Here is a 22897-nt window from a genome sequence, read left to right as displayed (position 1 = left end):
CCCTCGGTCATCCCTCGATCGCCGTGCCGACCATGCCGTCCCGCAGCCGCTTCAGGCTGCGGGCGAGGAGCCGTGAGACGTGCATCTGGGAGACGCCGAGGCGCTCTCCGATCTGCGTCTGGGTCAGCTCCTCGACGAAGCGCAGGTGCAGCAGCAGCCGGTCGCGCTCGTCGAGGGCCACCACGAGCGGGGCGAGGGTGTGGAAGTCCTCGAAGAGTTCCAGCGCCGGATCCTCCTCGCCGATGACGTCCGCCAGGGCCGCGTCGTCGTTCTCGCCGTCGCCGATCGCGGCGTCCAGGGACGTCGAGTTGTAGCCGTTCGCCGCCAGCTGGGCCTCGACCACCTGCTCCTCGGACAGGTCCATGACAGGCGCCAGTTCCGCTACCCGGGGTGCGCGGCCGAGCCGCGAGCTCAGCTCGTCGGTCGCCTTCGCCAGTTCCACCCGGGCCTCCTGGAGCCGGCGCGGGACGTGGACCGCCCAACTCGTGTCGCGGAAGAACCGTTTGATCTCACCGACGATGTAGGGCACGGCGAAGGTGGTGAACTCCACCTCGCGGCTCAGGTCGAAGCGGTCGATCGCCTTGATGAGGCCGACCATCCCCACCTGGACGATGTCCTCCATCTCGTCGGCCCGCGCGCGGAACCGGCCCGCCGCGTACCGCACGAGCGTCATGTTCATCTCGATCAGGGTGTTCCGGACGTACTGGTGCTCCGGTGTCCCCTCCTCCCGCGCCGCGAGTTCGCGGAGGAACACCTTCGAGAGAGCGCGCGCGTCCTGGGGCGGGAGTTCATGGGGGGCATCGAGAACGGGCAGGTCCTCCCCCGTACCACTCGTCACGTACGTCGTCGTCGCCTTGGCCACCTCGGTCCGCACGGGGTCGACCTCCTCCTGCTCACTGTCCGTCGGCGGTCCAGGTCCGCGTACCCCCTTCCCACGGACACACTCCTGACGGGTGCGCGCGGCGCCGCCGGTCCGGGTACGAGGCATCACAACGGCGGGTCAGGGCAGGCGTTTCACGTCAGCTCTTGACACATCGGGAAGAAAGGGACCTGCGATGAAGCTCCGGAGCGAAACCCGATCCCCTGGATCGGCGGCTTCGCGGGCCGCCGGCGGGACCGGATCGCACCCGCTCCTGACACCGGCTCAGGCCCGGCGGCTGGTCCGCCGCACGCTGACGCCACTCGGCCCCCTGCGGGACTCCCAGGTCGACGATCTGCTCCTCGTCACCTCGGAACTGGTCACGAACGCCCACCGCCACGCGGGCGGGGTCACGTCGTTCGGGATCGCCGTCGGCAGCGACCGGGTCACCGTGTCCGTGACCGACGCCTGCGGGGAACCGCCGCGCCAGGAACTCCCCGCGGATCTGCGGCCCGGCGGTTTCGGCTGGCCGATCGTGCTGCGGCTGTGCCGCGAGGTGTCGGTGGACGCCCGGCCGGACGGCAAGACCGTCCACGCGGCGGTGACGGTCGACCGCTGAGCCGGGGCTCACCACCAGTAGGCGGGGTATCTCGGTGCGGCGCGGCGGATGCGGGAGGCGGCGAACGCGGTCAGGACGAGGAGGACCGTGGCCCCGAACAGGAGGGGGACGAACCGGGCGGGTGCGGGGGCCTGGAGCACGATGACGACGGCGGTCGCGCAGGCCGGCGAGTGCGGGGTACGGGCCAGGGTCGTCAGTGCCAGGGTGATTCCGGCGGCGAGGGCGGCGGCCCAGGCGCTGCCGTGCGAGGCGACGGCGGACACCGCGTACCCGGCGGCGGCGCCCAGGAGGTGGCCGGCGATCACACTGCGGGGCTGGGCGAGGGGCAGCGCGGGGGCGCAGTGGACGAGCGCGGCGCTGGCGGCCAGCGGGGGTATCAGGACCGGCTCGTGGATGACGGCGCCGATGGCGACGAGTCCGAGAAGTGCGGCGGTCGCGGCGCTGACGCTGTGGAAGGCGGCGCCGGGCGCGGGACGGGCCGGGGCGCGGCCGGCGATCCACGGCAGGCGCGGCCCCCGCTGAGTGGGGGCGCCGGGGGCGGTGTCGGGACGCGGGGCGGCGTCGATGCTCATGGGTGCGGAGTTTCCGGGGCAGGCGGCGGAGGCCGGGCGGGACAGGGGCGGGGTGGTCGTACGGGTCCCTGTGATCGACAGTCGGGCCCGGTCTCGCGCCCGGCCTGGTGTGGCGGCGCGACCTCCCATCACTGTAACCAGCGGTTTCGCCACGGCGCGGGCGGGGTCGGAGGCAGGATTCCCCCATGAGTCTCCCTCTGACCGGCCCCTCGTCCGGCACGTCGCCCGCCGCCCCGCCGTCCTTCCGCCTTCTCCCCGGATCCCCGGACTCTCCCGTCCTCCTGCATGTGCCGCACTCCTCCCGCGAGGTGCCCGCGGACGTGCGCGGGGGGATCCTGCTCGGCGACGCGGAGCTGGCCCGTGAGCTGGACCACATCACGGACGCCCACACGGCGGAGATCGCGGACGTGGCCGCGGCGGCGGCCCGCACGACACCCTGGAGGTTCGTCAACGGGCTTTCGCGGCTCGTCGTCGACCCGGAGCGGTTCCCGGACGAGCGTGAGGAGATGCTCTCCGTCGGGATGGGCGCGGTGTACACCCGCACCACCCACCGGGCGGTGCTGCGGCCCGCCGGATTCGACGCGGCGCCGCTGCTCGACCGGTATTTCACGCCGTACGCCCGTGCCATGACGGAGGCGGTGGCCGAGCGGCTGGCCGTGGCGGGCCGGGTGGTGATCGTCGACGTCCACTCGTACCCGACCGAGCGGCTGCCGTACGAGCTGCACGGCGACGGCCCGCGTCCGCCGGTCTGCCTCGGCACGGACGCCTTCCACACCCCTCCCGCGCTGCTCGACGCGGCGCGGGAGGCGTTCGGCGGGTTCGGTGGCGTCGGGACGGACAGCCCGTTCGCAGGGACGTACGTGCCCCTGGCGTACTACGGCCGTGATCCGCGGGTGAGCGCCCTGATGGTGGAGATCCGCCGCGACCTCTACATGAGCGAGCCGGGTGGTCCCGCGGGCCCGGGGGCCGAGGCGCTCGGGTCGGCCCTGGCGGCCCTGGTCGACGCGGTCGCCGGCGGGTGAGCAGGGCCGATCGGCGTAAAATCGGACAGATGAGCCCACACCGATACGAGCTGGTGTTCTCCGACGGTACGGGATCGACCCAGGACGTCGTGGTCGTGGAGCGCACGCTCCTGACGGGATCCGGAGGCCATCCGGTCTACGCGGACTCGACCGGGATCATCCGGGCCGAGATCAGCGACCGGGACGAGGTGCGCATCCTCGCGACCGGGGCCCATCAGGAGGTCTCCCGCCAGGTCCGGGCCCGCCCGCTTCCCGACCCCGCTCCGGAGGATCCGTCCGGTCCGGATCCGGCGGATCCGCCCGCCTCGGCCGCCTGAGGTGGGGGACGAGGGGTCCTCACGCGTTCGGTCGCGCCGAAATGGCTGTGCGGCCACGCGGGTGATCGGACAGGCGACTTCGTCGGCACTGGCGTGGTGTGCGGTCACTCCGTCCGACGAGGCGAGAGATTGGACGGGATTCTCGGTCGGCCCCACCCGGAGCCCCACGACGTCGGCACCGGGCGTGATGCGCCGCCCGACCCGCCCACTCGTCCGCAGGGGAACGCATCCATGACCGACACCGGCCCGTCCTACCGCGGTCTCCGCGCACTGGTGATCAACTGCACGCTCAAGCGTTCGCCGGAGCGGAGCCACACTCAGGGGCTGATCGACATCAGCAGCGGGATCATGGAGCGCCAGGGCGTCGAGGTCGAGGTGCTGCGAGCGGTGGATGTCGACATCGCGACCGGTGTGTGGCCCGACATGACGGAGCACGGCTGGGAGACCGACGAGTGGCCCGTCATCTACTCCAAGGTCATGGCCGCGGACATCCTCACCTTGGCTGGACCCGTATGGCTGGGAGACAACTCTTCAGTCATGAAGAAGGTGATCGAGCGTCTGTACGCCTGCTCGTCGATCCTCAACGAGCACGGGCAGTACGCGTACTACGGACGGGTCGGCGGCTGCCTGATCACCGGCAACGAGGACGGCGCGAAGCACTGCGCGATGAACGTCCTCTACAGCCTGCAGCACCTCGGGTACGTGATCCCGCCGCAGGCCGACGCCGGGTGGGTCGGCGAGGCCGGGCCCGGGCCCTCCTACCTCGACCCGGGCTCGGGCGGGCCGAACAACGACTTCACCAACCGCAACACCACTTTCATGACCTGGAACCAGCTGCACCTGGCCCGCATGCTCAGGGACGCCGGGGGCATCCCCGTCCACGGAAACCAGCGCTCCGAGTGGGACGCCGGCTGCCGGTTCGACTTCGAGAACCCCGAGCACCGCTGAGTACGGGCCGAAACGGCCGGAGGTCCGGTGGACGTCGGCCCGGATCGACCAGGTCCGTCGTGCGGCCTGGCGCACCCTCACCGCACAGGTCCGACGCGCACGGGATCGCCCCGCCAGGGCGTCAGATGAGGTCGCGGTGGCGGCCCACCGTGGTGGAGAAGAGGTAGAGCGGGGGCAGGAGGGCGGCGGCGCAGACGGTCCAGAGCGCGGTGTGGGCGCCGACGTGGGTGGCGAGGAGGCCGGCGGTGAGCGCGCCGAGCGGCAGCGCGCCCCAGGAGACGAAGCGGACCGTGGCCATCACGCGGGACAGCAGTTCCGGGGGCGACTGCGTCTGCCGGTAGGTGCGGGTGGTGATCGAGCCGATGACCGTGCCGAAGGCGAAGCCGGCGTTGCCCAGGGCGAACCAGTACGCGTCCCCTGCCGACGTGGTCAGCGGGGCGAGCAGGAGCAGCGCCCCGCCGGCCAGATCGGCCACGATGACGCCCCGCGCGGTGCCGAGGCGCGTGGTCACGCGGACCGCGACGGCGGCGCCGGCGAGCGCGCCGACCCCGTCCATGGCGAGGACGAGACCGAGCTGTACGGAGTCGAGGCCGGCCCCGCGGACCAGGTAGAGGGGGGTGAGGGCGACGAGGGCCGCGTTGAGGAAGTTGGCGGCGGTCGCCCAGATCATGCAGGGGCGCATGACCGGGTGCTCGGTGACGTACCGCCATCCCTCGCGCATCAGCCGCAGCGCGCTCTCGCCGGTGCGGGGCGCGGGGCGGCTCTCGGGGAGGGTACGCAGGAGCACGGCGGAGGCCAGGTAGCTGGCGGCGTCCACGACGAGCGCGCCGACCGGGCCTGTCGCGCCGATCAGGACGCCGCCGAGGGAGGGGCCGCCGGTGTCGGTGACGGCGTGCGTGCCGGACATGACGCTGTTGCGGGCGGCCAGCTGCCGGGACGGGACGACGGCGGGCAGGAAGGTCGAGTTGCCGATGTCGAACAGCACGGTCGCCGCGCCGGTGACGAGCGCCGCGAACAGCAGGTGCGGATACGTGAGCGTGCCGATCCACCAGGCGAGCGGCAGCGATCCGAGCGCCGCGAACCGTACGAGGTCGAGCGTGACCTGGAGACGGCGCAGCGGCACACGCTGCGCGAGGACGCCCGCCGGGAGGCTGAGCAGCAGCCATGAGACCTGCCCGGCGGCGGCGAGCAGGGCGACCTCGAAGGCGGTGGCGTCGAGGACGGTGAGGGCGACGAGCGGCAGCGCGAGGGCGGTGACGGCGGTACCCGCGCCGCTGACGGTGGCGGCGGCCCAGAAGCGCCAGAAGACCCCCGGCGACGAGGCCTCCCGTTCGTCGTCGCGTCGGTCGTGTTCCTGGATCGCTTGTGTTCCGCTCATACGGCGACCACCCCCCGTGGATAGTTAGTCTCTTTTCGGAACTCGCTTGCTCCAGGTGAGTTTCTATCCGGAACCGACCTCATGGCGCAAGATGGTCCCGACGAGCGGCCGCCGTGCGCGCAGAAGTGGAGACGCAGTGATGAGGTCGGTTCCCGAGCGGGACGCCACCTGCGCGATCGCGCATGCCGCGTCGGTGGTCGGCGACTGGTGGAGCCTGCTCCTGATCCGGGAGACCGCGCGGGGGCACCACCGGTTCGACGCGCTCCAGGAGGAGCTGGGCATCTCCCGGAAGGTGCTCACCGAGCGCTTGGTACACCTGGTGGAGACGGGGGTGCTGGAGAAGGTCCCGTACCAGGACCGGCCGGTGCGCCACGAGTACCGGCTGACGGAGAGCGGCCGGGGACTGCTGCCGGTCCTGCTGTCGATGCAGGACTGGGCGGACCGCTGGGTCTTCGGCGACGGCTCGCTCAGCGGCACCGCCGACGAGACGAGCGCGGAGGCACGGCGCGTCGCGGACCTGACGGGCCGGCGTCTGCCGCGCCTGCGACTGCCCGGCCACCGGGACGGCGCGCCGGTCGACCCGGTGGCGGGCGGCGTGGCCACCGTCCTGTTCTGCTATCCGGCGACCGGGAGCCCCAGCCCCCTGCCGGAGGGCTGGTCACACATCCCCGGCACCGTCGGCTGCACGCTGGAGAACCGGCTCTTCCGGGACGCCTACGAGGACTTCCGCGCCGCGGGGGCGGAGGTGCACGGCGTCAGCACCCAACGCCCGGACGAACAGCGCGTGTTCGCGAGCCAGGAGGACATCCCCTTCACCCTCCTCTCCGACGTCGACCTCCGCCTCGCCGCCGCCTTGCGCCTGCCTACCTTCCGCGCCGGACAACTGCTGCGACTGAAACGGATCGTGCTGGTCATCGACCGTGACGGCACGGTGCGGCACGCGCGCTTCCCGGTGACGGACATCCCGGCAGCAGTGAGCGAGGCGCTGACCGAGGTGCGGCGCCTGGCCGCGGAGGATTGACACGTACGGACAGGCGCAAGAAGGATCGAACACGGGCCCACCCCGACGCGGTTCGCATCCTGTCGGGGCGGGGACGAGCGGCGAGGCCCCCACCTGTCGCGGTAGGGGCTCACGTCCCGTAGCAACGCGGGCGGAGTCGCCGCTCTTCGCGGGCTCAACGGCTCTTGGACATCGTGACCGTGAAGCTGACCTTCTTGCCGCTGTGGTAGTCGGTGCTGTCCCACACCGAGAGGTGAGAGCTGTCCTTCATCCGCAGGTGCAGCACCTCATCGGCGTTGCTCCAGTTGTATCCGACGAACTGGAAGTTCGGCTCGGGACTGTCGCCCATTCTCCTCTTTCCCCAGCTGCAGATATGCGACGAGTCGTTCTCGCAGACGGACCAGGCTCTGGCGTACAGGTGACAGTCCTCTCCCTGCCATACGTCGATACGCTTCAGCCTCGCGTCGGACGAGCGCCACGTTCCGTTGAACCGGCTCGCGGAGCACGAGGCGGCTGCTTCTTTGGTCGAGGTAACGGTGAACACCACCGAGAGGGAGAGCGTCAGGGCGGCCGCCAAGAGCACGGCCAGGACCTGGCGTAGCGGGATGCGGACATGAGAGACCTGTGTCATCGTGAACCTCCGATAGCGGGTCGTCGCAGCGCGCGGGGCAGACCGCCGTCACACGACGCGCGCTCCCCCTACTTCGGCTGAACGCCACTCATTCGGGCCCGGATCATTTCGCCCTTCACTCCCCATCCAGAGCAGCACTCCGCAATCCCGGCCGCAAGTCGGCGGGATTGCGCCTTTCGCGCACGATTCAATGATGAATGCGATCCAAAGTGGATCGGTCAATGAATGCGCATGCGTGGGTGAAATTCCACTCGCACGATGCCGAATGGTGCCGGGACGGACGCTCGCTCCGCCGCAGCCAAGGCGCTGCGCCTGGCCGCTGCCCGATGAGACCCGTTGACCCGCTCTCCCCCCGGCAGTAGCACCTGATGCGTGAGGCAGGCTCCCGAGGCCTGGGACGTACGCCACACCGGCTTGACGTGCCCCCGAGCGGCACTTAGCTTCGCCTTACCTAATTTATGTCGTTCATACGTCCGGAAGATCAACGCATGTCCAGAACCGCGCAGGAGCTCACGCCTTCCTGGCTCCTCACCGCCCTCGGGCTCGTCGCCACCGCCGGTATCGCGGCAGCCTGCTGGACCGCCGGACACGTCCACGCGGACGGCTCCCTCCTGACGACGGCCCGCTTCCTGCACGTCGCCTTCCTCGTCGTCGGCCTCGGCTCCGTGCTCGCCGTCGACTGGTTCGCCGTGCTCTGGCTGAGCGGGAGGCGGCCGCTCGCCGGTGTCCTCGACACGGCCGTCGCCCTCCAGACACCGATCTGGGCCGGCCTCGGCGGGCTCGTCGTCTCCGGCCTCTTCCTCCGCCCCGACCTCCACTCCCCCCTGACCCTGGTCAAGCTGGGGCTCGTCGTCGCCGTCACCCTCAACGGACTCTGGGCACACCGGCTCGGCCAGCTCCTGGAGGTCCACCGCACCGGGACCGTCCCGCGCCGGCTGCTCGTCCGCTCGGGGGTGGCCGCGACCGTCAGCCAGACCGGTTGGTGGGGCGCCTGCCTCATCGGCTTCCTCAACAGCCAGACCTGATTTGGGTTTGTCGGACGATCGTCAATACGATCCGGCGATGATCACGAGAAAACGGCTGGCGACCGGGGCCTGCGCGCTGCTCGCCGCCCTGAGCGCCGCGCTCCTGCCGCAGAGCGCGGCCGCCGACGAGCCGGTGGCGAAGGAATCCCCCAAGGTCGAGCTGGTCCTCGACGTCAGCGGCTCCATGCGGGCCAAGGACATCGACGGCAAGTCCCGCATGGCGGCGGCGAAGCAGGCCTTCAACGAGGTCCTCGACGCGGTGCCCGAGGAGGTGCGGCTCGGCATCCGCACGCTCGGCGCCGACTATCCGGGGCAGGACCGCAAGCGGGGCTGCAAGGACACCCGGCAGCTCTACCCGGTGGGCCCGCTCGACCGCACCGAGGCGAAGACCGCCGTCGCCACGCTCGCCCCGACCGGCTGGACGCCGATCGGCCCGGCGCTGCTCGGCGCGGCCGGCGACCTCGGCAAGGACGGGGCGACCAAGCGGATCGTCCTCATCACCGACGGCGAGGACACCTGCGACGTCGACCCGTGCCAGATCGCCCGCCAGATCGCAGCCGAGGGCATCCACCTCGTGATCGACACCCTGGGCCTCGTGCCGGACGCCAAGACCCGGCAGCAGCTCACGTGCATCGCGGAGGCCACCGGAGGCACCTACACCTCCGTCCACCGCACCGAGGACCTCTCGCGCCGCGTACGGCAGTTGGTCGACCGCGCCGCCGACCCGGTGGTGGTTCCCGTCGGCACGAAGGGCGCGGCGCGCTGCGCCGACGCGCCCCTCCTGAAACCCGGTCTGTACACGGACCGCGAATCCTTCGGCGAGCACCGCTGGTACCGGGTGGACCTGCTGCCCGGCCAGGAACTGCGCGCCTCCGTCAGCGTGTCGGCCGACCGGGCCGTCAACAACGACTACGGGGTGCTCCTGCGGGCCGTCACGCTCCACGGCCGGGAGATCGTCCGCGGCTCGGAGGCGGGCGACGGACGCACGGACGTCATCTCCACCGGACTGCGCTATCCGAAGCCGGAGGCCGACGACGGCCCCGGGGACGTCAAGCCCGCGGCCGAGACGGTCTGCCTCCAGGTCAGCAACTCCTTCTCCGCTCCCCCGTCGGTCAAGACGACGCCGGGCATGCCGGTCGAGCTGACCGTGGACGTCGTCGACGGCCCCTCGTCCGCCTCGGACGTCGCCTCGTTCGGTCTCGGCCGCGGCTGGTGGCTGCTCGGCGTGCTGGTCCTCGCCGGCTTCCTGGCCGGTCTGCTCTGGGGCTGGCTGTCCCGCTGGCGCTTCGCTGTCTGGAGGACCAACTGATGCGTACCGTACGCGTGCTCGCCACGGCCGCGCTCGCGGGCGCGGCCCTGCTCGGCCTCGCGGCTCCGGCCGCCCTGGCCGACTCGCCCAGCCCCTCGGCGTCCTCCTCCGAGGAGGCCGGCCCCACGGAGGCCGGCACCACCTTCCGTACCGCCGCCCGCTTCCTCCCGGGGCAGCAGGCCACGGCGCAGGCCGCCACGGGTGACTACCTGTACTGGGTGTTCCCCGCGGACACGGGGGAGCGTCCGACCGTGAAGGCCACGGTCACGCTGCCCGACGCGGCGCTGCGGCACGGGCCCGCCACCTGGCGGATCGACGTGTACGACGGGCTGCGGCGGCGTCAGCCGTGCATGTACGGGATGCAGTCCCGTACGGCGGCGAAGGAGGCCGCGACCGTGGAGCTGGCCTGTGTGCTGCGCCCGGTCCGGGCCTCGGCCGACACCTGGGCGAACGACCCGCTGCCCGGCAGCTACTACGTCCGGCTGACCGTCACCGGGGGCCCGGACGCGGACCTCGGCCAGCCGTTCACCGCGCGGATCGGGGCCGACATTCTCGACAAGGGCGGCGCCTACGCCACCGACGGCTCGCTCGCCGCGCCGCTCGTCCCGGGAGCGACCACCGCCGACCAGGCGAAGGCGGACGAGGACGCCGGCCGGACCACCCCCGTCGAGGCGGCGGCCCCGGAGGACGGCTGGTCATCCGGCTGGTGGTCCGACCGGTGGGTGTGGACCCTCGCGGGCGGCGTCCTGGCCGCGCTCGCGGGCATCGGCGGCTACGTCCTGACGCGCGGCACGGGCCGCCCGTCCCGGGTGCCGCCGGCCGTCTGACCCGGCTCGAAGCGGTACGGAGGCCCCCACCGCGCGCGGTGGGGGCCTCGGTGCGTCGGGTGGGGCAGGCGGGGTTCACCCGCGGGCCGGGAAGCCGTGGGCGCGGGCTCCGGTGACGACGGCGACCACCGGGACGAGCAGCAGGAGGACGCTCCAGGGCAGGGCGTCGGCGCCCAGTCCGTCGAGGAGGAGGCCGCCCGCGACGCCCCCCGCCGCCATGGCCGCGTTCCAGAGACTGACCAGCATCGTCTGCGCCGTGTCGGCGTCGTCACCGCCCGCCTCGGCGACGGCCGTCTGCAGGAGGGTGGGCGCGCCGCCCCAGCCGAGGCCCCAGAGCGCGGCGGCCACGAGGACCAGGGCGGCGCTCGCCGTGGGGACGGCGAACGCGGCGGCGGCGACGGCGAAGAGGATCGTCCCGGCGAGGATCAGGGCCCGGAGCCTGCGGTCGATGTGACGGCCCGTGAACCAGATCCCGGCGAGCGAGGCGGCGCCGAAGACCAGCAGCACGAGGCCGGTGGAGCCGGCGAGGCCGAGGTGGTCGAGGTAGGCGGCGACGTAGGTGTAGAGGACGGTGTGGGCCAGGACGAGGGCGAAGGTGACGGCGAGGACGGGGAGCACGCCCGGGACCTTCAGGGTGCGGGCGACCGGGGCGCGGCCGCCGCGCGGTTCACCCGGCAGGTCGGGGACGGCGAGGGCGATCCAGCCGAGGAGCACGACGGCGATCACGGTCATGGCGGTGAAGGCGGCCCGCCACCCGACGGCGTCGCCGAGGAAGGTGCCGGCCGGGACCCCGAGCGAGAGCGCGAGCGGGATGCCGGTCATGGCGACGGCGACGGCGCGGCCCTGGAGGTGCGCGGGGGCGAGGCGGCGGGCGTAGCCGGCGAGCAGGGCCCAGGCGACGCCCGCGGCCACCCCGGCGAGGAACCGGGCACCCATCGTGAGGGCGTACGAGGAGGAGACCGCCGTGACCGTGTTGGCGGCGGCGAAGCCGGCCGTCGAGGTGAGCAGCAGGCGCTTGCGGCGCCAGCCGGCGGTGCGGGCGGCCAGGGGGACGGCGGTGAGGGCCGTGCCGAGGGCGTAGCCGGTGACCGACTGGCCCATGGCCGCCTCGCCGACGCCGAGGTCGGCGCTCATGGCCGGCAGGACCCCGGCGGGGAGGGTCTCGGTGAGGCTGGTGACGAAGACGGCGGTGGCGAGGGCGAGGAGGGCCGGGAGGGGCAACCGGCCGGAGGCCGGGCGGGGTTCGGGGCGTGCGGGCGCGGGGGTGGCGGGACCGGCCGCCACTGTCGTGTCGTGGGTCATGGCCGTATGGTCGAACCCTCACATTGATGTGAGGGTCAAGCGATCGCCTGGAGGGGGCTTGTCATGCGGATCGGAGAGCTGTCCGAGCGCACCGGAACACCGCGCAGACTGCTGCGCTACTACGAGGAGCAGGGTCTCATCGTCGCGGACCGGCTGCCGAACGGCTACCGCGTCTACGACGAGTCGAACGTGGACCGGGTGATGCAGATCCGGGGCCTGCTCGACGCCGGTCTGCCGACCCGGATCATCAAGCAGATCCTGCCGTGCCTGAACAAGCCGCGGACGATCCACTTCCCGGACGCGACCCCGGAGATGCTGGAGACCCTGGAGAACGAGCGGGACCGGATGACCGACCGAATCCGCTGCCTGACCCGCAACCGGGACGCGGTGGCCGAGTATCTCGCGGCGGTACGGGGGAAGTTGGCGGCGGATTCGTCGGCGTAGCCCGCGCCGCCGGCACGGTCCGTACGGCGTGCCACGCGCCGAGGGGCCCGCGGGCAGGCTTCGTCAGGGGATCGTCATAGGGTCCCGCCATGACCGAAGCCGCGCACGTCACCGCCACCCGCCGCTCCTACGACACCGTCGCCGTCGACTACGAGCGGCTGCTCGCCGACCAGTTGGCGGCGGCTCCGCTGGACCGGGCGATGATCGCCGGCTTCGTGGAGAAGGTGGAGGCGGCGGGTGGGCCGCGCGCGATCGGCGACCTGGGGTGCGGGACGGGCCGTGTGACGTCCCACCTGCGGGACCTCGGCGCCGACGCCTTCGGGGTGGACCTGTCGCCCGGGATGATCGCGGTCGCCCGCGCGAGCTACCCGGGGCTGCGCTTCGCAGTGGGGTCCATGACCGCGCTCGACCTGCCCGACGCCTCGCTCGGCGGCGTCCTCTCCTGGTACTCGACGGTGCACATGCCCGAGGAGGAACTCACCGCCTCCTTCGCCGAGTTCCACCGGGTGCTCGCGCCGGGCGGGTACGCCCTGGTCGCCTTCAAGGTCGGCGACGACGAGCGGGTACGGCTGGAGCGCGCGTACGGCCACGAGGTCGCCCTCGACGTGTACCGCTGGTCACCCGACCGCCTGGCGGGACTGCTGTCCACGGCGGGACTCGTCGAGTCGGCCCGGTTGGTGCGGGAGCCGGGCCCCGGCGAGAAGACGCCGCAGGCCTTCCTCCTGGCCCGCAGGCCGCGCGCCTGAGCCGGGGCGCACGCGCGAGCGGAGCGGGGCGACGGGGCGCAGCCGGAGGGTGAGGCGGAGCCGGGTGCCCGAGCGGAGCTGGGCGCGGGAGATGCGGGCGCGCTGGCCGCCGCCCGCGATCAGGGCGTTGACCGAGACCATCGGGTCACCGCCGGCCGACTTGGCGATCAGCGCGCCGATGACCAGCGGGCCGAGGGCCACCGCGAGGGCGGTGCCGGTGGCCGTGACGTGCTGGAGGGGGCGGGTGCGCCGGGCGTCGAAGGTCATGACCCCAGTCCATCAGCGGGCGGCGGCCGCCGTATCGGTCGGCGTACTCAGCCTCTCGTACCGCGCTACTCAGATGCGGTCCCGTAGAGGCTCGGTGGCCCGCCCGCACGGGCGCGCGGGGCCGCAGGGACGCGGCTCCCGGCGTCCCCGGCGCGTACCGTACGAGCACACGTACGTGAACGAAGGAGTTTCCCCGCCATGGCCGACTACCGGATCGAGACCGTCCGCACCGGGTACCGGAACTGGACCGCCCGCAACGACCGGGGCGCGGAGGTCCGGATGGCGGCCGCCGACGACGCGGACGCGCAGCCCTCGTTCACCCCGGTCGAGTTGCTGCTCGCGGCGATGGGCGGCTGCGGCGGGCTCGTCATCGACCGGACGGCCCGGGCGGTGGACCACGACGACCTCCGGATCGTGGTCGAGTCGGTGGCGGGGCCCGAGGACGACGGCCGGGTGGGGCGGATCCGGGTGAGCTACGAGTTCGACCTGCCGGACACCAACCCGAAGGCGGCCGAGGTGTTCGCCCGCGGGGTGCGCCTGACGCACGAGAAGTTCTGCACGGTCAGCCGGACGGTGGAGCACGGCGCGCGCGTGGAGGCGATCCTGCCGGACGGCACCGTCGGCTTCGAAGGCTGACCCTCGGGCCCGGGGGCGCCGGGGTCACTCCTCGATCGCGCCGCCGATCCGGCGCAGGTGGCGGCGGAAGGTGTACGAGGGGTCCTCGGCGCGGCCTGCGAGGTACGCGTCGAACCGGGTCTGCGCGCGGAGGGTCTCCCCCGCGCGGATCCGGCGGGCCTGCTCCCGCTCGGTGCGGAAGAGGTTCCGGGCGGCTTCCAGGACGGCGTCCGCGCGGTCGGCCGCCACGAAGACGACGCCGTCGTCGTCGCCGAACACCACGTCGGCGGCGGTCACCTCGTGCTCGCCGAACCGCGCGGTGGTCAGCGCGTCGGGGTCGCGGTCGTCGAGGCGCACGGGGCCGGGGGCGTGGCGTCCGTACGAGAAGACGGGCAGTCCGATCCCGACCAGGTCCGGGGTGTCCCGGTGCAGGCCCCAGACGACGACCCCGGCGACGCCCGCAGCTTCCGCCTCCAGGACGGCGAGGTCGCCGATGCAGGCCTCGTCGCGGCGGCCCGCGTTGTCGATGACGAGGACGTCCCCGGGGGCGGCGTGCGTGAAGGCTTCCAGGAAGACGTCGACGCTTCCGTAGTGGCGGGCGGGCAGCACCCGGCCGGCGACGCGTTGTCCGGCGACGACGGGGAGGATCCCGGCGGGCGCGGCGCGCAGCGGTTCCCCGAGCCGTACACAGGCGTCGGCGATCAGCGGCGTGGAGAGGTCGGCGAATTCCTTCGGCATCTGGCGTTCCGATCCGTCCGTGGCGGGGGTGCGACGTGGTGCGGTCCGGCGTCGAGCGGGCAGGAGCGCACCGTCCGGCCGTACCGCCCGTCCCCGCCGCGCCCGAAGCCTACCCAGTCGCGGACGCGCGGAGCATGGATCCCCGGACGGGCGTCAGTCGAGCCAGAGTGCCCGCACCCGGCTCAGGGGGTCCTGGGCGATCCGGGGCTCCGCGTCCCAGATCTTCGTGGTGTGCTCCGTGGAGGTGTAGCGCGGCCAGTCGGCGCCCGGGTCCTGATCGGTGACGAAGGCGACCCACGCCCGGTGCAGGGCGCCCGCGAGCGAGCGCGGCGGCTCCTCACCGGCGACGGCAGCGACGCCTTCGGCGTCGAGGAGGTCGAAGGCGAAGGGCAGGTCCAGGCAGTGGAAGGCGAGGCCGGTGGCCGGGGAGCGCCAGCGGAACTCGTAGAGCCAGGTGGGGCGTTCACGGGCTGCGCGGGCGTCCGCGACGGCCAGGTTCGGGGCACGGAAGAGCGTGTCCGTCAGCGCCTGGCCGAAGTACCGCTCCGGGCCGCCCGCCGCGTACGCCTCGGCGAAGGCACCGGCCTTGGTGGCGTCGAGGCCGAGGTCGCCCAGGAGGACGGGCAGGGGCGGGGCGCCGGGTCCGGGCGCGGGGAACATCGTGAACTCGTCCTCGGTGAAGCCGAGCATCAGCGGGACCTCGGCGCCCGCCTCGCCGTCCGTCAGGGCGTCCAGGACGGGTACGGGGACCAGCTCGCCGTCGGCGAACGGGGCGAGGGCCAGCATCGGCGGCAGGCCCTCGCGGTCCGGACCCGGTTCGGCCATGCGGTCCTGGAGGGCGAGGAGTTCGTCGTCGGGCAGGTCGCGCAGGGCGGCGACGGTGGCCGGGACGCCCGTACGGGACGTGAACAGCCGGGCCGCGGTGCGGGCGACCTCGGGGCCGTCGGGCCGCATGACCACGCCGGATACGGAGAGGGCACCCCGGAACAGTCCTCGCGCCGACGGGACGGCGAGGAGCGTCTGCACGGCGCCGCCGCCCGCCGACTGCCCGGCGATGGTGACCTTGGCCGGGTCGCCGCCGAACGCCGCGATGTTGTCCCGTACCCATTCCAGAGCCGCGATCCAGTCCCGTACGCCCCGGTTGTCCGGTGCGCCCTCCAGGTGCAGGAACCCCTCGATGCCCAGCCGGTAGCCGACGGAGACGAGCACGACGCCGTCCCTGTTGAACGCGGCCCCGTCGTACCAGGGGCTGGCCGCCGAACCCGCCACGTACCCACCGCCGTGGATCCAGACCAGGACCGGCAGACCGGCCTCCGGGTCGGCCGCGGGCGTGAACACGTTCAGGTTCAGCACACCGGCACCCGGGATCGACGGCTCGGGAATCGTCGTGACCTCGGCGAACGGACGGCGCTGCGCCGTCGGCCCGTACGCCGTCGCGTCCAGCGGCTCCGCCCACGCCTCCGGCGGCACGGGGGCGGCGAAACGGAGTTCACCGACGGGCGGCCGCGCGTACGGGATGCCCAGGAACCGCAGGCTCCCGTCCGCTCGACGCTCGCCGCGCACGGGTCCTCGGGCGGTGGTGACGGTGGGGGCGCTGCTCATGGGGGCGCTGCTCCTTCGGTGCGGGCACACGGGGTCGGGCAGGAGCCTCCCACCGCTACTTACACGTGTCAACGCCGTGTCGGTCAGCCTGATCGTCCGGCTCCCCGTCCCCCTGGCCGTCCCCCCGCCTTCCCGTATCCCGCTCCCGGGGCAGCAGCAGCGGCGTCGCCAGCAGGAGGACGCCCGCGAGCGCGAGGGCCGCCCGGGGACCGGCGGCCGCGGCGATCAGGCCCCACAGGGCGGTCGTGGCCGCGACGGACGCCTTGCCGGTGACCGACCAGGCGGTGAGGGTGCGGGTGACCCGGTCGGTCTCCGTCAGCGCGAGGCGGTGAGCGGCGAACACCGGGTTGAAGACGCCCGAGCAGGTGATCAGTGCCAGTTCGACCCCGATGACGAGCAGGAGCCCCGTGACCCCGGGGTGGACGAAGGCCAGGCCGACGGGCCAGCACACCCGCAGCGCCCCCGAGACGCGCAGCACCCGGCGCCGGCCGTACCGCGCCACGAGCCGCCCGGCCAGGCGGGAGCCGACCAGCCCGCCCACGCAGGGGACGGCGAAGGCGAGTCCGTACTGCCACGGAGCGAACCCCAGCGGACCGAGCATGAGGACGGCGAGCGGGGGCATGGCGGCCATGATCAGGCCGTTGACGAGGACGGTGTTCAGGAAGAGCGGGCGCAGCACGGGGTGGGCGAGGATGTGGCGCCATCCGGCGAGGAGGTCGCCGGGACGGAGCCGGAACGGCTCCTTCACCCCGGTCCGGCGCGGTTCCTCGCTCCCGACCGCACGGATGCCCACGGCCGAGAGCAGGTGGCTCACGGCGTCGGCCAGGACCGTCGCCACCGGGCCGAGGACCATGACCATGGCGCCGCCCAGCGGCGGACCGATCACGGTCGCGGTCCAGGTCGTGGATTCCAGGCGACCCTGGGCCACGACCAGGTCCTCCGGGCGGACGAGCGCCTTGAGGAAGGCGCCGGAGGCGGCGCCGAAGGTGATGTCGGCCGCCGCGACAACGACGGAGACGACCAGGAGCTGGGTGAACGTGAGGCGGTCGAAGGCGTGAGCGGCGCCGACGCTCAGGAGTGCGGCACACCGCACGAGGTCCGCGGCCACCATCACGGACCGCTTGCGGCGGAACTCCACCCAGGGTCCGAGAGGGACGGCGACCGCGGCTCCGACGGCGGCTCCGACGGCGGCGAGCGCGGCCACCTCGGCGGCGCCCTCGTGCAACACGGTGAGGGCGATCAGGGGAAAGGCGTTGAAGGCGAGCCAGGTGCCCAGCGTGCTCGACGCGTAGGCCGCCCACAGCCATCCGAAGTCCCGCCCGAGCGAGGTGCCGCCCGCCATGCCCGTACCCCTCCCACCATCTCGCGGAACAACGGCCTGTCGTCCTCCGCCATCCAAGCGAGCCGCAGACGCCGAGATCAAACAACCACGGGCGGACCTCGCCACAACCCCCGGTTGTCGGGGTAGCCTGGCGCTCGTGGATCTCCAAGCCGTGCGCACCTTCCTCGCCGTCGTGGACGCGGGCCGCTTCCGGCACGCCGCCGACGAGCTGGCGATCACCCAGCAGGCCGTCTCCAAGCGGATCGCCGCACTGGAGAAGGAGCTCGGGGTGTCTCTGCTCGCCCGGACCGCGCGCGGGGCGGAGGTGACGATCGACGGCCAGGCGTTCCTGCCGCACGCCCGCGCGCTGCTCGACGCCGAGGCCCGCGCGGTCGCCTCCGTACGGCCGGGCAGACGGGCGCTGCGGGTCGACGTGCTCGGCCGGCGGCTCGCCCCGGCCGCCCTGCTGCAGGACTTCCACCGGGCCCACCCGGACGTCGAGCTCGATGTCGTGACGCTCTTCGACGCCGACGCGGCCGTCGCCGCCCTCCGCTCCGGCACGATCGACGCGTCGTTCCGGGCCGTCACGATGCCGGGCCGCCGGCTGCCCGAGGGCATCGAGGCCATGCCGGTCCTGGACGAGCCGCTCCAGCTCCTCACCGGCCCGGCGCACGCGCTCGCGGGCGTCCGCGAGATCACCTTGGCCCGGCTCGCCGGGCACCGCATCTGGGTGCCCGGGGCCGCCGGCGGAACCGAGTGGGCCGCGTACTACGCCGACCTCGCCGCCGCGTTCGGGCTCGCGATCGAGGTGACGGGCCCCGACTTCGGTGTCGAGCCGCTGCTCGACACGCTCGCGGACTCCCCCGAACTCGCGACCTTCGTCGGCGGGCACACCCGCCTCGTCTGGCCCGCGGGCCACGACCTGCGCCGGGTCGCCGTGCACAGCCCTACGCCGGTCTATCCGCACTCGCTGCTCTGGGCCGTGGACAATCCGCATCCGGCGCTCGTCGCCCTGCGCGAGCACCTCGACGGCGCGCGGGAGCCCCGCCCCGAGGCGGACACCTGGACCCCGTCCTGGGCACGGCACCGGGGTCGGCGCCCCGGGGCCCGGGGCCAGGGCCCGGAGGTCCAACTCCAGGAGGGGCCGCGGCGATGAAGTGGGACGCCGGTCTCGTGGGGTGGGCCCTCCTGTTCCTGTTGGGGGCGGGTCTCATGGCCGTCGGGGTGGTCCGGAAGGGTCGGGCGGTGCGGCCGTTCGCCGCCTCCCGGGCACGGTCCTTCGCCCAGCGCGAGTACGCCCGGGACCTGCACCGGGCGGCCGACCACGTGATCGCGGAGGCCCGCCGGTCCGCCGGGGACGGGGAACCGGCGATCGTCACGGTCGCGGCGGTGATGCGGCTGGCCGAGGAGCGGTACGGGCACGCCGGGGTGGAGCGGCTCCACGCGGCGGCGGCGCTGCGTCGCCGGTTCGAGTACGGGCAATGCGCCACGGACTGCGTCACGGACGCCTACGAGTAGCGGCGGGACAACTCGCGCCCAAAGACGTCGAATTGCCCGGCGACGCAGGGGAAGCGCCGTGGATTCGCTCGTACGCCCTCTGGTACGTGCGAGGGCCGGCCGGCCCCGCGCTTCGTGTCCCGATCTCCCAGCGGGCGGCGCACCGGGCCGCCCAGCCCCGGCGTCCTGGAGCCCGGCGCGGTCCTGGCGCACACTGGAGGGGTGGTCTGGACCCCAGCGCGTCTCGGCGATTTGCGGGAGCGGGCCGGTGAGGCGCTGCTGCACCGGGTCGCCGGCCCCACCGTGCACGAGAAGCGGGCCCGCATCCACGGGACTCCGGGGCCGCGCTGGTTCGGTCCCGAGCGGCCGGTCCGGGTCGTGCACACGGACGCGGCGCTGTACGTCGGTGGGCTCGCCGCGCTGCTCCTGCAGTCGCTGCACCCCGTCGCGATGGCGGCGGTCGCCGCGCACTCCGGGTTCGAGAGCGACCCCTGGGGACGGCTTCAGCGCACCAGCACCTTCCTGGCGACGACGACGTTCGGTACGGCGCAGGACGCGGAGCGCGCGGTGCTCCGGGTGCGCCGGGTGCACGACTCGGTGTGGGGGCGGACGCCGGAGGGCGTGCCGTACCGGGCATCCGATCCGCATCTGCTCGCCTGGGTGCACGCGGCCGAGACGGCCTGTTTCCTGAGGGCCCATCAGCGGTACGGAAGGCGACCGCTGGATCCGCGGGCGGCCGACGGTTATGTCGCCGACATGGCGCTGGTCGGGCGCCGGCTCGGGGTGCTTGACCCGCCGGAGGGCACCGCGGAGCTGGCGGCGCGGCTCGCGGAGTACCGCCCGGAGCTGCGCGCCACCGCGCAGTCGCGCGCGGCGGCGCGCTATCTGCTGTCCCGCCCTCCGCTGCCGTGGCCCGCGCGGTTGCCCTACGCGTTCCTGGCGGCCGCGGCGGTCGAGCTGCTGCCCCCGTGGGTCCGGGCCCGCCTCGATCTGCCCTACGCCACGCGGCTGCTGCTGCCGCTCGCCCGCCCGGGCGGACACGCGATCGTCACGGCGATCCGCTGGATCGTGCCGCCGCCGCCACACCCGACAGAGGCTCCCGGCACCGGCCTCTCACAGCACGAGACCGCGCCCTCAGGGCGGCACGGAGGTCCGGGGGACGCGCCCTGAGGTTCGCCGTGCGGCACCTGGGCCGCACGGCGCGGTACATGCGCGGGTGGGCCGCTACGGCGGTGGTACATGCGCGGGCCTCCGCCGCCCGGCGCCCGCCGGTCGCGGGCGCCAGAGCGTGCCGCGCCGGGGTCCGTCAGGAGGGCAGCGCGTAGTCCGTGAATCCCGTCCAGTCGAGCGCCACGCAGGGCTCGTCACCGAGGACCCAGGCGTCGTGGCCGGGCTTGACCTCCATGTAGTCGCCCGCGCCGAACTCGGTCGTCTCGCCGTCGTCCATGACGACCTTCATCCGGCCGCTGACCACGTATCCGACGTGCGACGCCTGGCAGCTGTCGGTGCCCGCGATGGGCTTGACGTGCTTGGACCACTGCCAGCCCGGCTCGAAGACTGCGCGGCCCACCGCGCCGCCTTCGTTGGTGAGCAGGTCGAGCCTGCCCTTGCCGTCCTCGAAGGGACGCGTCTCGTCCGCCGAGTCGAAGCTCTTTCGTACGATGCCGGCCATCGCGCACTCCCCGGTGGGAAGGTCCGATTTCCCCGAGTCCACTTCCAGGCTACGCCGGGGCGGCGTAGGCCACCGCCGCTGCCCTTTGGTGGTTCCCCGCACTTCCGCGCCCCCGTTTCTGTGCACATCCCCCACCGGGCAAACCTACACATAAAGGACATATAAGCGCACAATGAAGCAGCGGCGCGATCGCCGCACATGCGGTCGGACGTGCATGACGCCAGAAGGAGGCGAGGTCGTATGTCTGACGTCTCTCACCGTCGCGGTGACATCGCAGGACACCCCGACGCGCCGGAGATGCGGGAGCGATATGCCCGCATGCTCCAGACCCGGGGCGTCGCGGCCGTGGAGGAACTGGTGATTCTCGCCGGTGTCTACGCCGCGATCTCCCCGTGGGTGGTTCACTTCTCCGCCACCCGGCCGGAACTCGCCGTCACGAACCTGGTCGTCGGCATCGCCCTCGCGGGCCTCGGCCTGTGCATGTCGATGACACCCGAGCGGTCGCAGGACCTGAACTTCGTCGTCCTGCTGCTCGGCGCGTGGTTGATCGCCGCGCCGTGGGTGGCGACGAGGAACCCCGACACGGGCATGATCCTCAGCAACGTGATCACCGGGGCGTGCGTCTGCCTGTTCGCCCTCATGGCAGGCGGAATGCTCATGAGCAAGCGAAGGACGTGACGTTCTGATCCTCCCCCTTCGAGTCCCCCGGCAGCTCCATTCCGGGGGTCTCGCGCGTCCGGAGCCGCTCCGGACCCCCGAGAGGTCCGGTACGGAGCCGTACAGAGCCGGTACGGAGCGTTTGACCACGCCGCCTTGTGCACGGTGGCGCAGGACCCGCTCCCGCCGCCCCGCCTAGCCTCGCCGCAACAGCACGAACGAGGGGCGGAACCACCGGTGAACTGGCACATCCACGACTACCGCGAGAGCGATCTCGCCGCCGTCGTCCATCTGATAGACACCACCGCCGAGCTCGGGCAGGAGTCCGTCTTCTCGCTCGCCGAGTGCATCGGCGCCCTCACCAGCCGTCAGCCGGCCGTGGTCGCCGTGCACCAGGGTGCCCCCATCGGGGCGGCCCTCGCCTGCGTCTCCGGCGAGCGGGCCTGGGTCATGCGGATCGCGATCTCCTCGGCCTGGCGGGGCCGTGGCCTCGCCAGCGCCCTCCTGGTGGAGCTGGAGCGGCGGCTCGTCGCGGCCCGCGTCGGACGCATCGCGTACGTCCTGCCGGAGGAGGAGCTCCTCGGCGAGGGCCTGCTGAACGCCGGGTACACGCGCCAGCCCGCCGTCGCCTACTTCGAGAAGGTGGAGCCGCTGCACGGCCCCGCCGCCGGACTCCTCGACGACCTGGGCGGCCGGCTGCTCCCGGGCGACCTGTGGGCGAAGGTCGCCGGCATGGAGCGGGAGAAGGACCTGATCGAACGGCGGGTGGTGCTGCCGCTGGCCGAGCCGGAGCGGGCCACCCGCCACGGCGTGCGGCCCCCGCGCGCGGTCTGCCTGTTCGGCCCGCCCGGCACCGGGAAGACCACGTTCGCGCGCGGCATCGCCTCCCGGCTCGGCTGGCCCTTCGTGGAGATCCTGCCGTCCCGCCTCGCCGACGAGGGGAACCTCGCGGCCGCCCTGCGGTCCGCGTTCGCCCGCATCGCCGAGCTCGAGCGGGTCCTCGTCTTCATCGACGAGGTCGAGGAGATCGCCCCGGTCCGCTCGGAGCCGGCCCAGCCCGGCGGCATGCACGGCGTCACGAACGAACTCCTCAAGCTGATACCGGGCTTCCGTGAGCGGGACGAGCGGCTGCTCGTCTGCGCGACCAACTCGATCCGCTCCCTCGACCCGGCGTTCCTGCGCCCCGGCCGGTTCGACTACCTCATCCCGATCGGTACGCCGGACAAGGCGGCGCGCGCGGCGATCTGGTCGCGTTACACCGACGGGCGGCCGGAGGTCGACATCGACGAACTGGTCCTGGCGAGCGAGCTGTTCACCCCCGCCGACATCGAACACGCGGCGCGGATCGCCGCCCAGGCCTCCTTCGAACGGGACCTGGTCGCGGTCGGCGGGCGTGGCGGCGACGACCCGGCGCCCGGTGCGAGCACGGCGGACTACCTGGAGGCCATCGCAGAGTGCCGGCCGACGGTCACGCCGGCGATGGTCGAGCAGTTCGCCTCGGACATCACGACCCACGCCCGGACCTGAGG

Annotated in this window: 25 protein-coding genes; 16 read left to right on the top strand and 9 right to left on the bottom strand. The window is 73.2% G+C overall.

What is annotated here, in order from left to right; translation table 11 throughout:
• Positions 1-7: 7 nt before the first annotated feature.
• The gene (locus tag ACZ51I_RS13330) at positions 8-874 is read right to left on the bottom strand and encodes an RNA polymerase sigma factor SigF (RefSeq protein WP_468874882.1); all 867 of its coding nucleotides are present in this window, start codon (positions 872-874) and stop codon (positions 8-10) included.
• Between the two features lie 181 nt (positions 875-1055).
• Between ACZ51I_RS13330 and ACZ51I_RS13325 the strand changes: the two genes are divergently transcribed.
• Positions 1056-1478: an ATP-binding protein gene (locus ACZ51I_RS13325; RefSeq protein ID WP_468874879.1), complete on the top strand. Its 423-nt coding sequence runs from the start codon at positions 1056-1058 to the stop codon at positions 1476-1478.
• Between the two features lie 8 nt (positions 1479-1486).
• Here ACZ51I_RS13325 and ACZ51I_RS13320 read toward each other — a convergent pair whose 3' ends face one another.
• Positions 1487-2050: an HPP family protein gene (locus ACZ51I_RS13320; protein WP_468874876.1), complete on the bottom strand. Its 564-nt coding sequence runs from the start codon at positions 2048-2050 to the stop codon at positions 1487-1489.
• 185 nt (positions 2051-2235) lie between these two features.
• Between ACZ51I_RS13320 and ACZ51I_RS13315 the strand changes: the two genes are divergently transcribed.
• The 3 genes from ACZ51I_RS13315 to ACZ51I_RS13305 all read left to right on the top strand — a co-directional run bounded on the left by ACZ51I_RS13315 (position 2236) and on the right by ACZ51I_RS13305 (position 4337).
• On the top strand, positions 2236-3072 hold the full coding sequence (locus tag ACZ51I_RS13315) for an N-formylglutamate amidohydrolase (protein WP_468874874.1): 837 nt from the start codon (positions 2236-2238) through the stop codon (positions 3070-3072).
• Between the two features lie 29 nt (positions 3073-3101).
• On the top strand, positions 3102-3389 hold the full coding sequence (locus tag ACZ51I_RS13310) for a DUF6296 family protein (protein ID WP_468874871.1): 288 nt from the start codon (positions 3102-3104) through the stop codon (positions 3387-3389).
• A gap of 231 nt (positions 3390-3620) precedes the next feature.
• Positions 3621-4337 (top strand): flavodoxin family protein, encoded by a 717-nt coding sequence (locus ACZ51I_RS13305; RefSeq protein WP_468874870.1) that lies wholly within the window; start codon positions 3621-3623, stop codon positions 4335-4337.
• Between the two features lie 121 nt (positions 4338-4458).
• On the opposite strand, the gene ACZ51I_RS13300 is transcribed toward ACZ51I_RS13305, so the two are convergent.
• Positions 4459-5715, bottom strand: coding sequence for an MFS transporter (locus ACZ51I_RS13300; RefSeq protein ID WP_468874868.1), 1257 nt, complete (start codon positions 5713-5715; stop codon positions 4459-4461).
• Positions 5716-5854: 139 nt separating this feature from the next.
• Here ACZ51I_RS13300 and ACZ51I_RS13295 point away from each other — a divergent pair, with 139 nt between their 5' ends.
• Positions 5855-6736 (top strand): winged helix-turn-helix transcriptional regulator, encoded by an 882-nt coding sequence (locus tag ACZ51I_RS13295; protein ID WP_468874866.1) that lies wholly within the window; start codon positions 5855-5857, stop codon positions 6734-6736.
• A gap of 154 nt (positions 6737-6890) precedes the next feature.
• On the opposite strand, the gene ACZ51I_RS13290 is transcribed toward ACZ51I_RS13295, so the two are convergent.
• Positions 6891-7346 (bottom strand): hypothetical protein, encoded by a 456-nt coding sequence (locus ACZ51I_RS13290; protein ID WP_468874864.1) that lies wholly within the window; start codon positions 7344-7346, stop codon positions 6891-6893.
• 488 nt (positions 7347-7834) lie between these two features.
• Here ACZ51I_RS13290 and ACZ51I_RS13285 point away from each other — a divergent pair, with 488 nt between their 5' ends.
• Genes ACZ51I_RS13285 through ACZ51I_RS13275 form a run of 3 tightly spaced genes read left to right on the top strand, consistent with a single transcriptional unit; the run spans position 7835 to position 10507 of the window.
• Positions 7835-8371: a hypothetical protein gene (locus tag ACZ51I_RS13285; RefSeq protein ID WP_468874862.1), complete on the top strand. Its 537-nt coding sequence runs from the start codon at positions 7835-7837 to the stop codon at positions 8369-8371.
• Between the two features lie 37 nt (positions 8372-8408).
• Entirely contained in the window at positions 8409-9680 is a 1272-nt protein-coding gene (locus ACZ51I_RS13280; RefSeq protein ID WP_468874860.1) for a VWA domain-containing protein, read from the top strand.
• Positions 9680-10507: a hypothetical protein gene (locus tag ACZ51I_RS13275; RefSeq protein ID WP_468874858.1), complete on the top strand. Its 828-nt coding sequence runs from the start codon at positions 9680-9682 to the stop codon at positions 10505-10507. Before ACZ51I_RS13280 ends, ACZ51I_RS13275 begins: the two co-directional genes overlap by 1 nt.
• Positions 10508-10582: 75 nt before the next feature.
• Here the strand turns inward: ACZ51I_RS13275 and ACZ51I_RS13270 are convergent, their stop codons facing one another.
• The gene (locus ACZ51I_RS13270) at positions 10583-11809 is read right to left on the bottom strand and encodes an MFS transporter (protein ID WP_468874856.1); all 1227 of its coding nucleotides are present in this window, start codon (positions 11807-11809) and stop codon (positions 10583-10585) included.
• A gap of 63 nt (positions 11810-11872) precedes the next feature.
• On the opposite strand from ACZ51I_RS13270, the gene ACZ51I_RS13265 reads away from it, so the two are divergent.
• The 3 genes from ACZ51I_RS13265 (at position 11873) to ACZ51I_RS13255 (ending at position 13902) form a co-directional block, all read left to right on the top strand.
• A complete protein-coding gene (locus ACZ51I_RS13265) occupies positions 11873-12253 on the top strand; it encodes a MerR family transcriptional regulator (protein WP_468874855.1) in 381 nt (126 codons plus the stop codon).
• Between the two features lie 89 nt (positions 12254-12342).
• Positions 12343-12999, top strand: coding sequence for a class I SAM-dependent methyltransferase (locus ACZ51I_RS13260; RefSeq protein WP_468874852.1), 657 nt, complete (start codon positions 12343-12345; stop codon positions 12997-12999).
• Positions 13000-13464: 465 nt separating this feature from the next.
• Positions 13465-13902: an OsmC family protein gene (locus tag ACZ51I_RS13255; protein WP_468874850.1), complete on the top strand. Its 438-nt coding sequence runs from the start codon at positions 13465-13467 to the stop codon at positions 13900-13902.
• A gap of 24 nt (positions 13903-13926) precedes the next feature.
• Here the strand turns inward: ACZ51I_RS13255 and ACZ51I_RS13250 are convergent, their stop codons facing one another.
• From ACZ51I_RS13250 to ACZ51I_RS13240, 3 genes are all read right to left on the bottom strand, one after another.
• Positions 13927-14619: an RraA family protein gene (locus ACZ51I_RS13250; protein ID WP_468874847.1), complete on the bottom strand. Its 693-nt coding sequence runs from the start codon at positions 14617-14619 to the stop codon at positions 13927-13929.
• Positions 14620-14772: 153 nt separating this feature from the next.
• Positions 14773-16221, bottom strand: a complete 1449-nt coding sequence (locus ACZ51I_RS13245) for a carboxylesterase/lipase family protein (protein ID WP_468874845.1) — start codon at positions 16219-16221, stop codon at positions 14773-14775.
• A 55-nt stretch (positions 16222-16276) separates the two neighbouring features.
• Positions 16277-17563, bottom strand: coding sequence for an MFS transporter (locus ACZ51I_RS13240; RefSeq protein ID WP_468874842.1), 1287 nt, complete (start codon positions 17561-17563; stop codon positions 16277-16279).
• A gap of 136 nt (positions 17564-17699) precedes the next feature.
• Here ACZ51I_RS13240 and ACZ51I_RS13235 point away from each other — a divergent pair, with 136 nt between their 5' ends.
• The 3 genes from ACZ51I_RS13235 (at position 17700) to ACZ51I_RS13225 (ending at position 20209) form a co-directional block, all read left to right on the top strand.
• A complete protein-coding gene (locus ACZ51I_RS13235) occupies positions 17700-18698 on the top strand; it encodes a LysR family transcriptional regulator (RefSeq protein ID WP_468874840.1) in 999 nt (332 codons plus the stop codon).
• Positions 18695-19060 (top strand): hypothetical protein, encoded by a 366-nt coding sequence (locus tag ACZ51I_RS13230; protein WP_468874839.1) that lies wholly within the window; start codon positions 18695-18697, stop codon positions 19058-19060. Before ACZ51I_RS13235 ends, ACZ51I_RS13230 begins: the two co-directional genes overlap by 4 nt.
• A gap of 201 nt (positions 19061-19261) precedes the next feature.
• Positions 19262-20209 carry an oxygenase MpaB family protein gene (locus ACZ51I_RS13225; RefSeq protein WP_468874837.1) on the top strand — a complete coding sequence of 316 codons (948 nt, stop codon included), beginning with the start codon at positions 19262-19264 and terminating at the stop codon, positions 20207-20209.
• A 136-nt stretch (positions 20210-20345) separates the two neighbouring features.
• Here the strand turns inward: ACZ51I_RS13225 and ACZ51I_RS13220 are convergent, their stop codons facing one another.
• The gene (locus ACZ51I_RS13220; protein ID WP_468874835.1) at positions 20346-20711 is read right to left on the bottom strand and encodes a cupin domain-containing protein; all 366 of its coding nucleotides are present in this window, start codon (positions 20709-20711) and stop codon (positions 20346-20348) included.
• Positions 20712-20951: 240 nt separating this feature from the next.
• On the opposite strand from ACZ51I_RS13220, the gene ACZ51I_RS13215 reads away from it, so the two are divergent.
• The gene (locus ACZ51I_RS13215) at positions 20952-21389 is read left to right on the top strand and encodes an SPW repeat protein (protein WP_468874833.1); all 438 of its coding nucleotides are present in this window, start codon (positions 20952-20954) and stop codon (positions 21387-21389) included.
• Between the two features lie 216 nt (positions 21390-21605).
• The gene (locus tag ACZ51I_RS13210) at positions 21606-22895 is read left to right on the top strand and encodes an ATP-binding protein (RefSeq protein ID WP_468874831.1); all 1290 of its coding nucleotides are present in this window, start codon (positions 21606-21608) and stop codon (positions 22893-22895) included.
• Positions 22896-22897 lie beyond the last annotated feature (2 nt).

Source organism: Streptomyces sp. NPDC034084 (assembly GCF_055575535.1).
Note: the sequence above shows the minus strand (reverse complement) of the source record. Positions and strands in the feature narration are given on the sequence as shown.

Excerpts from the sequence above, each read along its gene's own strand:
- ACZ51I_RS13325 (WP_468874879.1), top strand. The coding sequence starts at position 1,056 with ATGAAGCTCCGGAGCGAAACCCGATCCCCTGGATCGGCGGCTTCGCGG.
- ACZ51I_RS13250 (WP_468874847.1), bottom strand. The coding sequence starts at position 14,619 with ATGCCGAAGGAATTCGCCGACCTCTCCACGCCGCTGATCGCCGACGCC.
- ACZ51I_RS13230 (WP_468874839.1), top strand. The coding sequence starts at position 18,695 with ATGAAGTGGGACGCCGGTCTCGTGGGGTGGGCCCTCCTGTTCCTGTTG.
- ACZ51I_RS13295 (WP_468874866.1), top strand. The coding sequence starts at position 5,855 with ATGAGGTCGGTTCCCGAGCGGGACGCCACCTGCGCGATCGCGCATGCC.
- ACZ51I_RS13290 (WP_468874864.1), bottom strand. The coding sequence starts at position 7,346 with ATGACACAGGTCTCTCATGTCCGCATCCCGCTACGCCAGGTCCTGGCC.
- ACZ51I_RS13285 (WP_468874862.1), top strand. The coding sequence starts at position 7,835 with ATGTCCAGAACCGCGCAGGAGCTCACGCCTTCCTGGCTCCTCACCGCC.
- ACZ51I_RS13315 (WP_468874874.1), top strand. The coding sequence starts at position 2,236 with ATGAGTCTCCCTCTGACCGGCCCCTCGTCCGGCACGTCGCCCGCCGCC.
- ACZ51I_RS13260 (WP_468874852.1), top strand. The coding sequence starts at position 12,343 with ATGACCGAAGCCGCGCACGTCACCGCCACCCGCCGCTCCTACGACACC.
- ACZ51I_RS13215 (WP_468874833.1), top strand. The coding sequence starts at position 20,952 with ATGTCTGACGTCTCTCACCGTCGCGGTGACATCGCAGGACACCCCGAC.
- ACZ51I_RS13270 (WP_468874856.1), bottom strand. The coding sequence starts at position 11,809 with ATGACCCACGACACGACAGTGGCGGCCGGTCCCGCCACCCCCGCGCCC.
- ACZ51I_RS13310 (WP_468874871.1), top strand. The coding sequence starts at position 3,102 with ATGAGCCCACACCGATACGAGCTGGTGTTCTCCGACGGTACGGGATCG.
- ACZ51I_RS13245 (WP_468874845.1), bottom strand. The coding sequence starts at position 16,221 with ATGAGCAGCGCCCCCACCGTCACCACCGCCCGAGGACCCGTGCGCGGC.
- ACZ51I_RS13220 (WP_468874835.1), bottom strand. The coding sequence starts at position 20,711 with ATGGCCGGCATCGTACGAAAGAGCTTCGACTCGGCGGACGAGACGCGT.
- ACZ51I_RS13240 (WP_468874842.1), bottom strand. The coding sequence starts at position 17,563 with ATGGCGGGCGGCACCTCGCTCGGGCGGGACTTCGGATGGCTGTGGGCG.
- ACZ51I_RS13265 (WP_468874855.1), top strand. The coding sequence starts at position 11,873 with ATGCGGATCGGAGAGCTGTCCGAGCGCACCGGAACACCGCGCAGACTG.
- ACZ51I_RS13280 (WP_468874860.1), top strand. The coding sequence starts at position 8,409 with ATGATCACGAGAAAACGGCTGGCGACCGGGGCCTGCGCGCTGCTCGCC.
- ACZ51I_RS13305 (WP_468874870.1), top strand. The coding sequence starts at position 3,621 with ATGACCGACACCGGCCCGTCCTACCGCGGTCTCCGCGCACTGGTGATC.
- ACZ51I_RS13300 (WP_468874868.1), bottom strand. The coding sequence starts at position 5,715 with ATGAGCGGAACACAAGCGATCCAGGAACACGACCGACGCGACGACGAA.
- ACZ51I_RS13320 (WP_468874876.1), bottom strand. The coding sequence starts at position 2,050 with ATGAGCATCGACGCCGCCCCGCGTCCCGACACCGCCCCCGGCGCCCCC.
- ACZ51I_RS13255 (WP_468874850.1), top strand. The coding sequence starts at position 13,465 with ATGGCCGACTACCGGATCGAGACCGTCCGCACCGGGTACCGGAACTGG.
- ACZ51I_RS13275 (WP_468874858.1), top strand. The coding sequence starts at position 9,680 with ATGCGTACCGTACGCGTGCTCGCCACGGCCGCGCTCGCGGGCGCGGCC.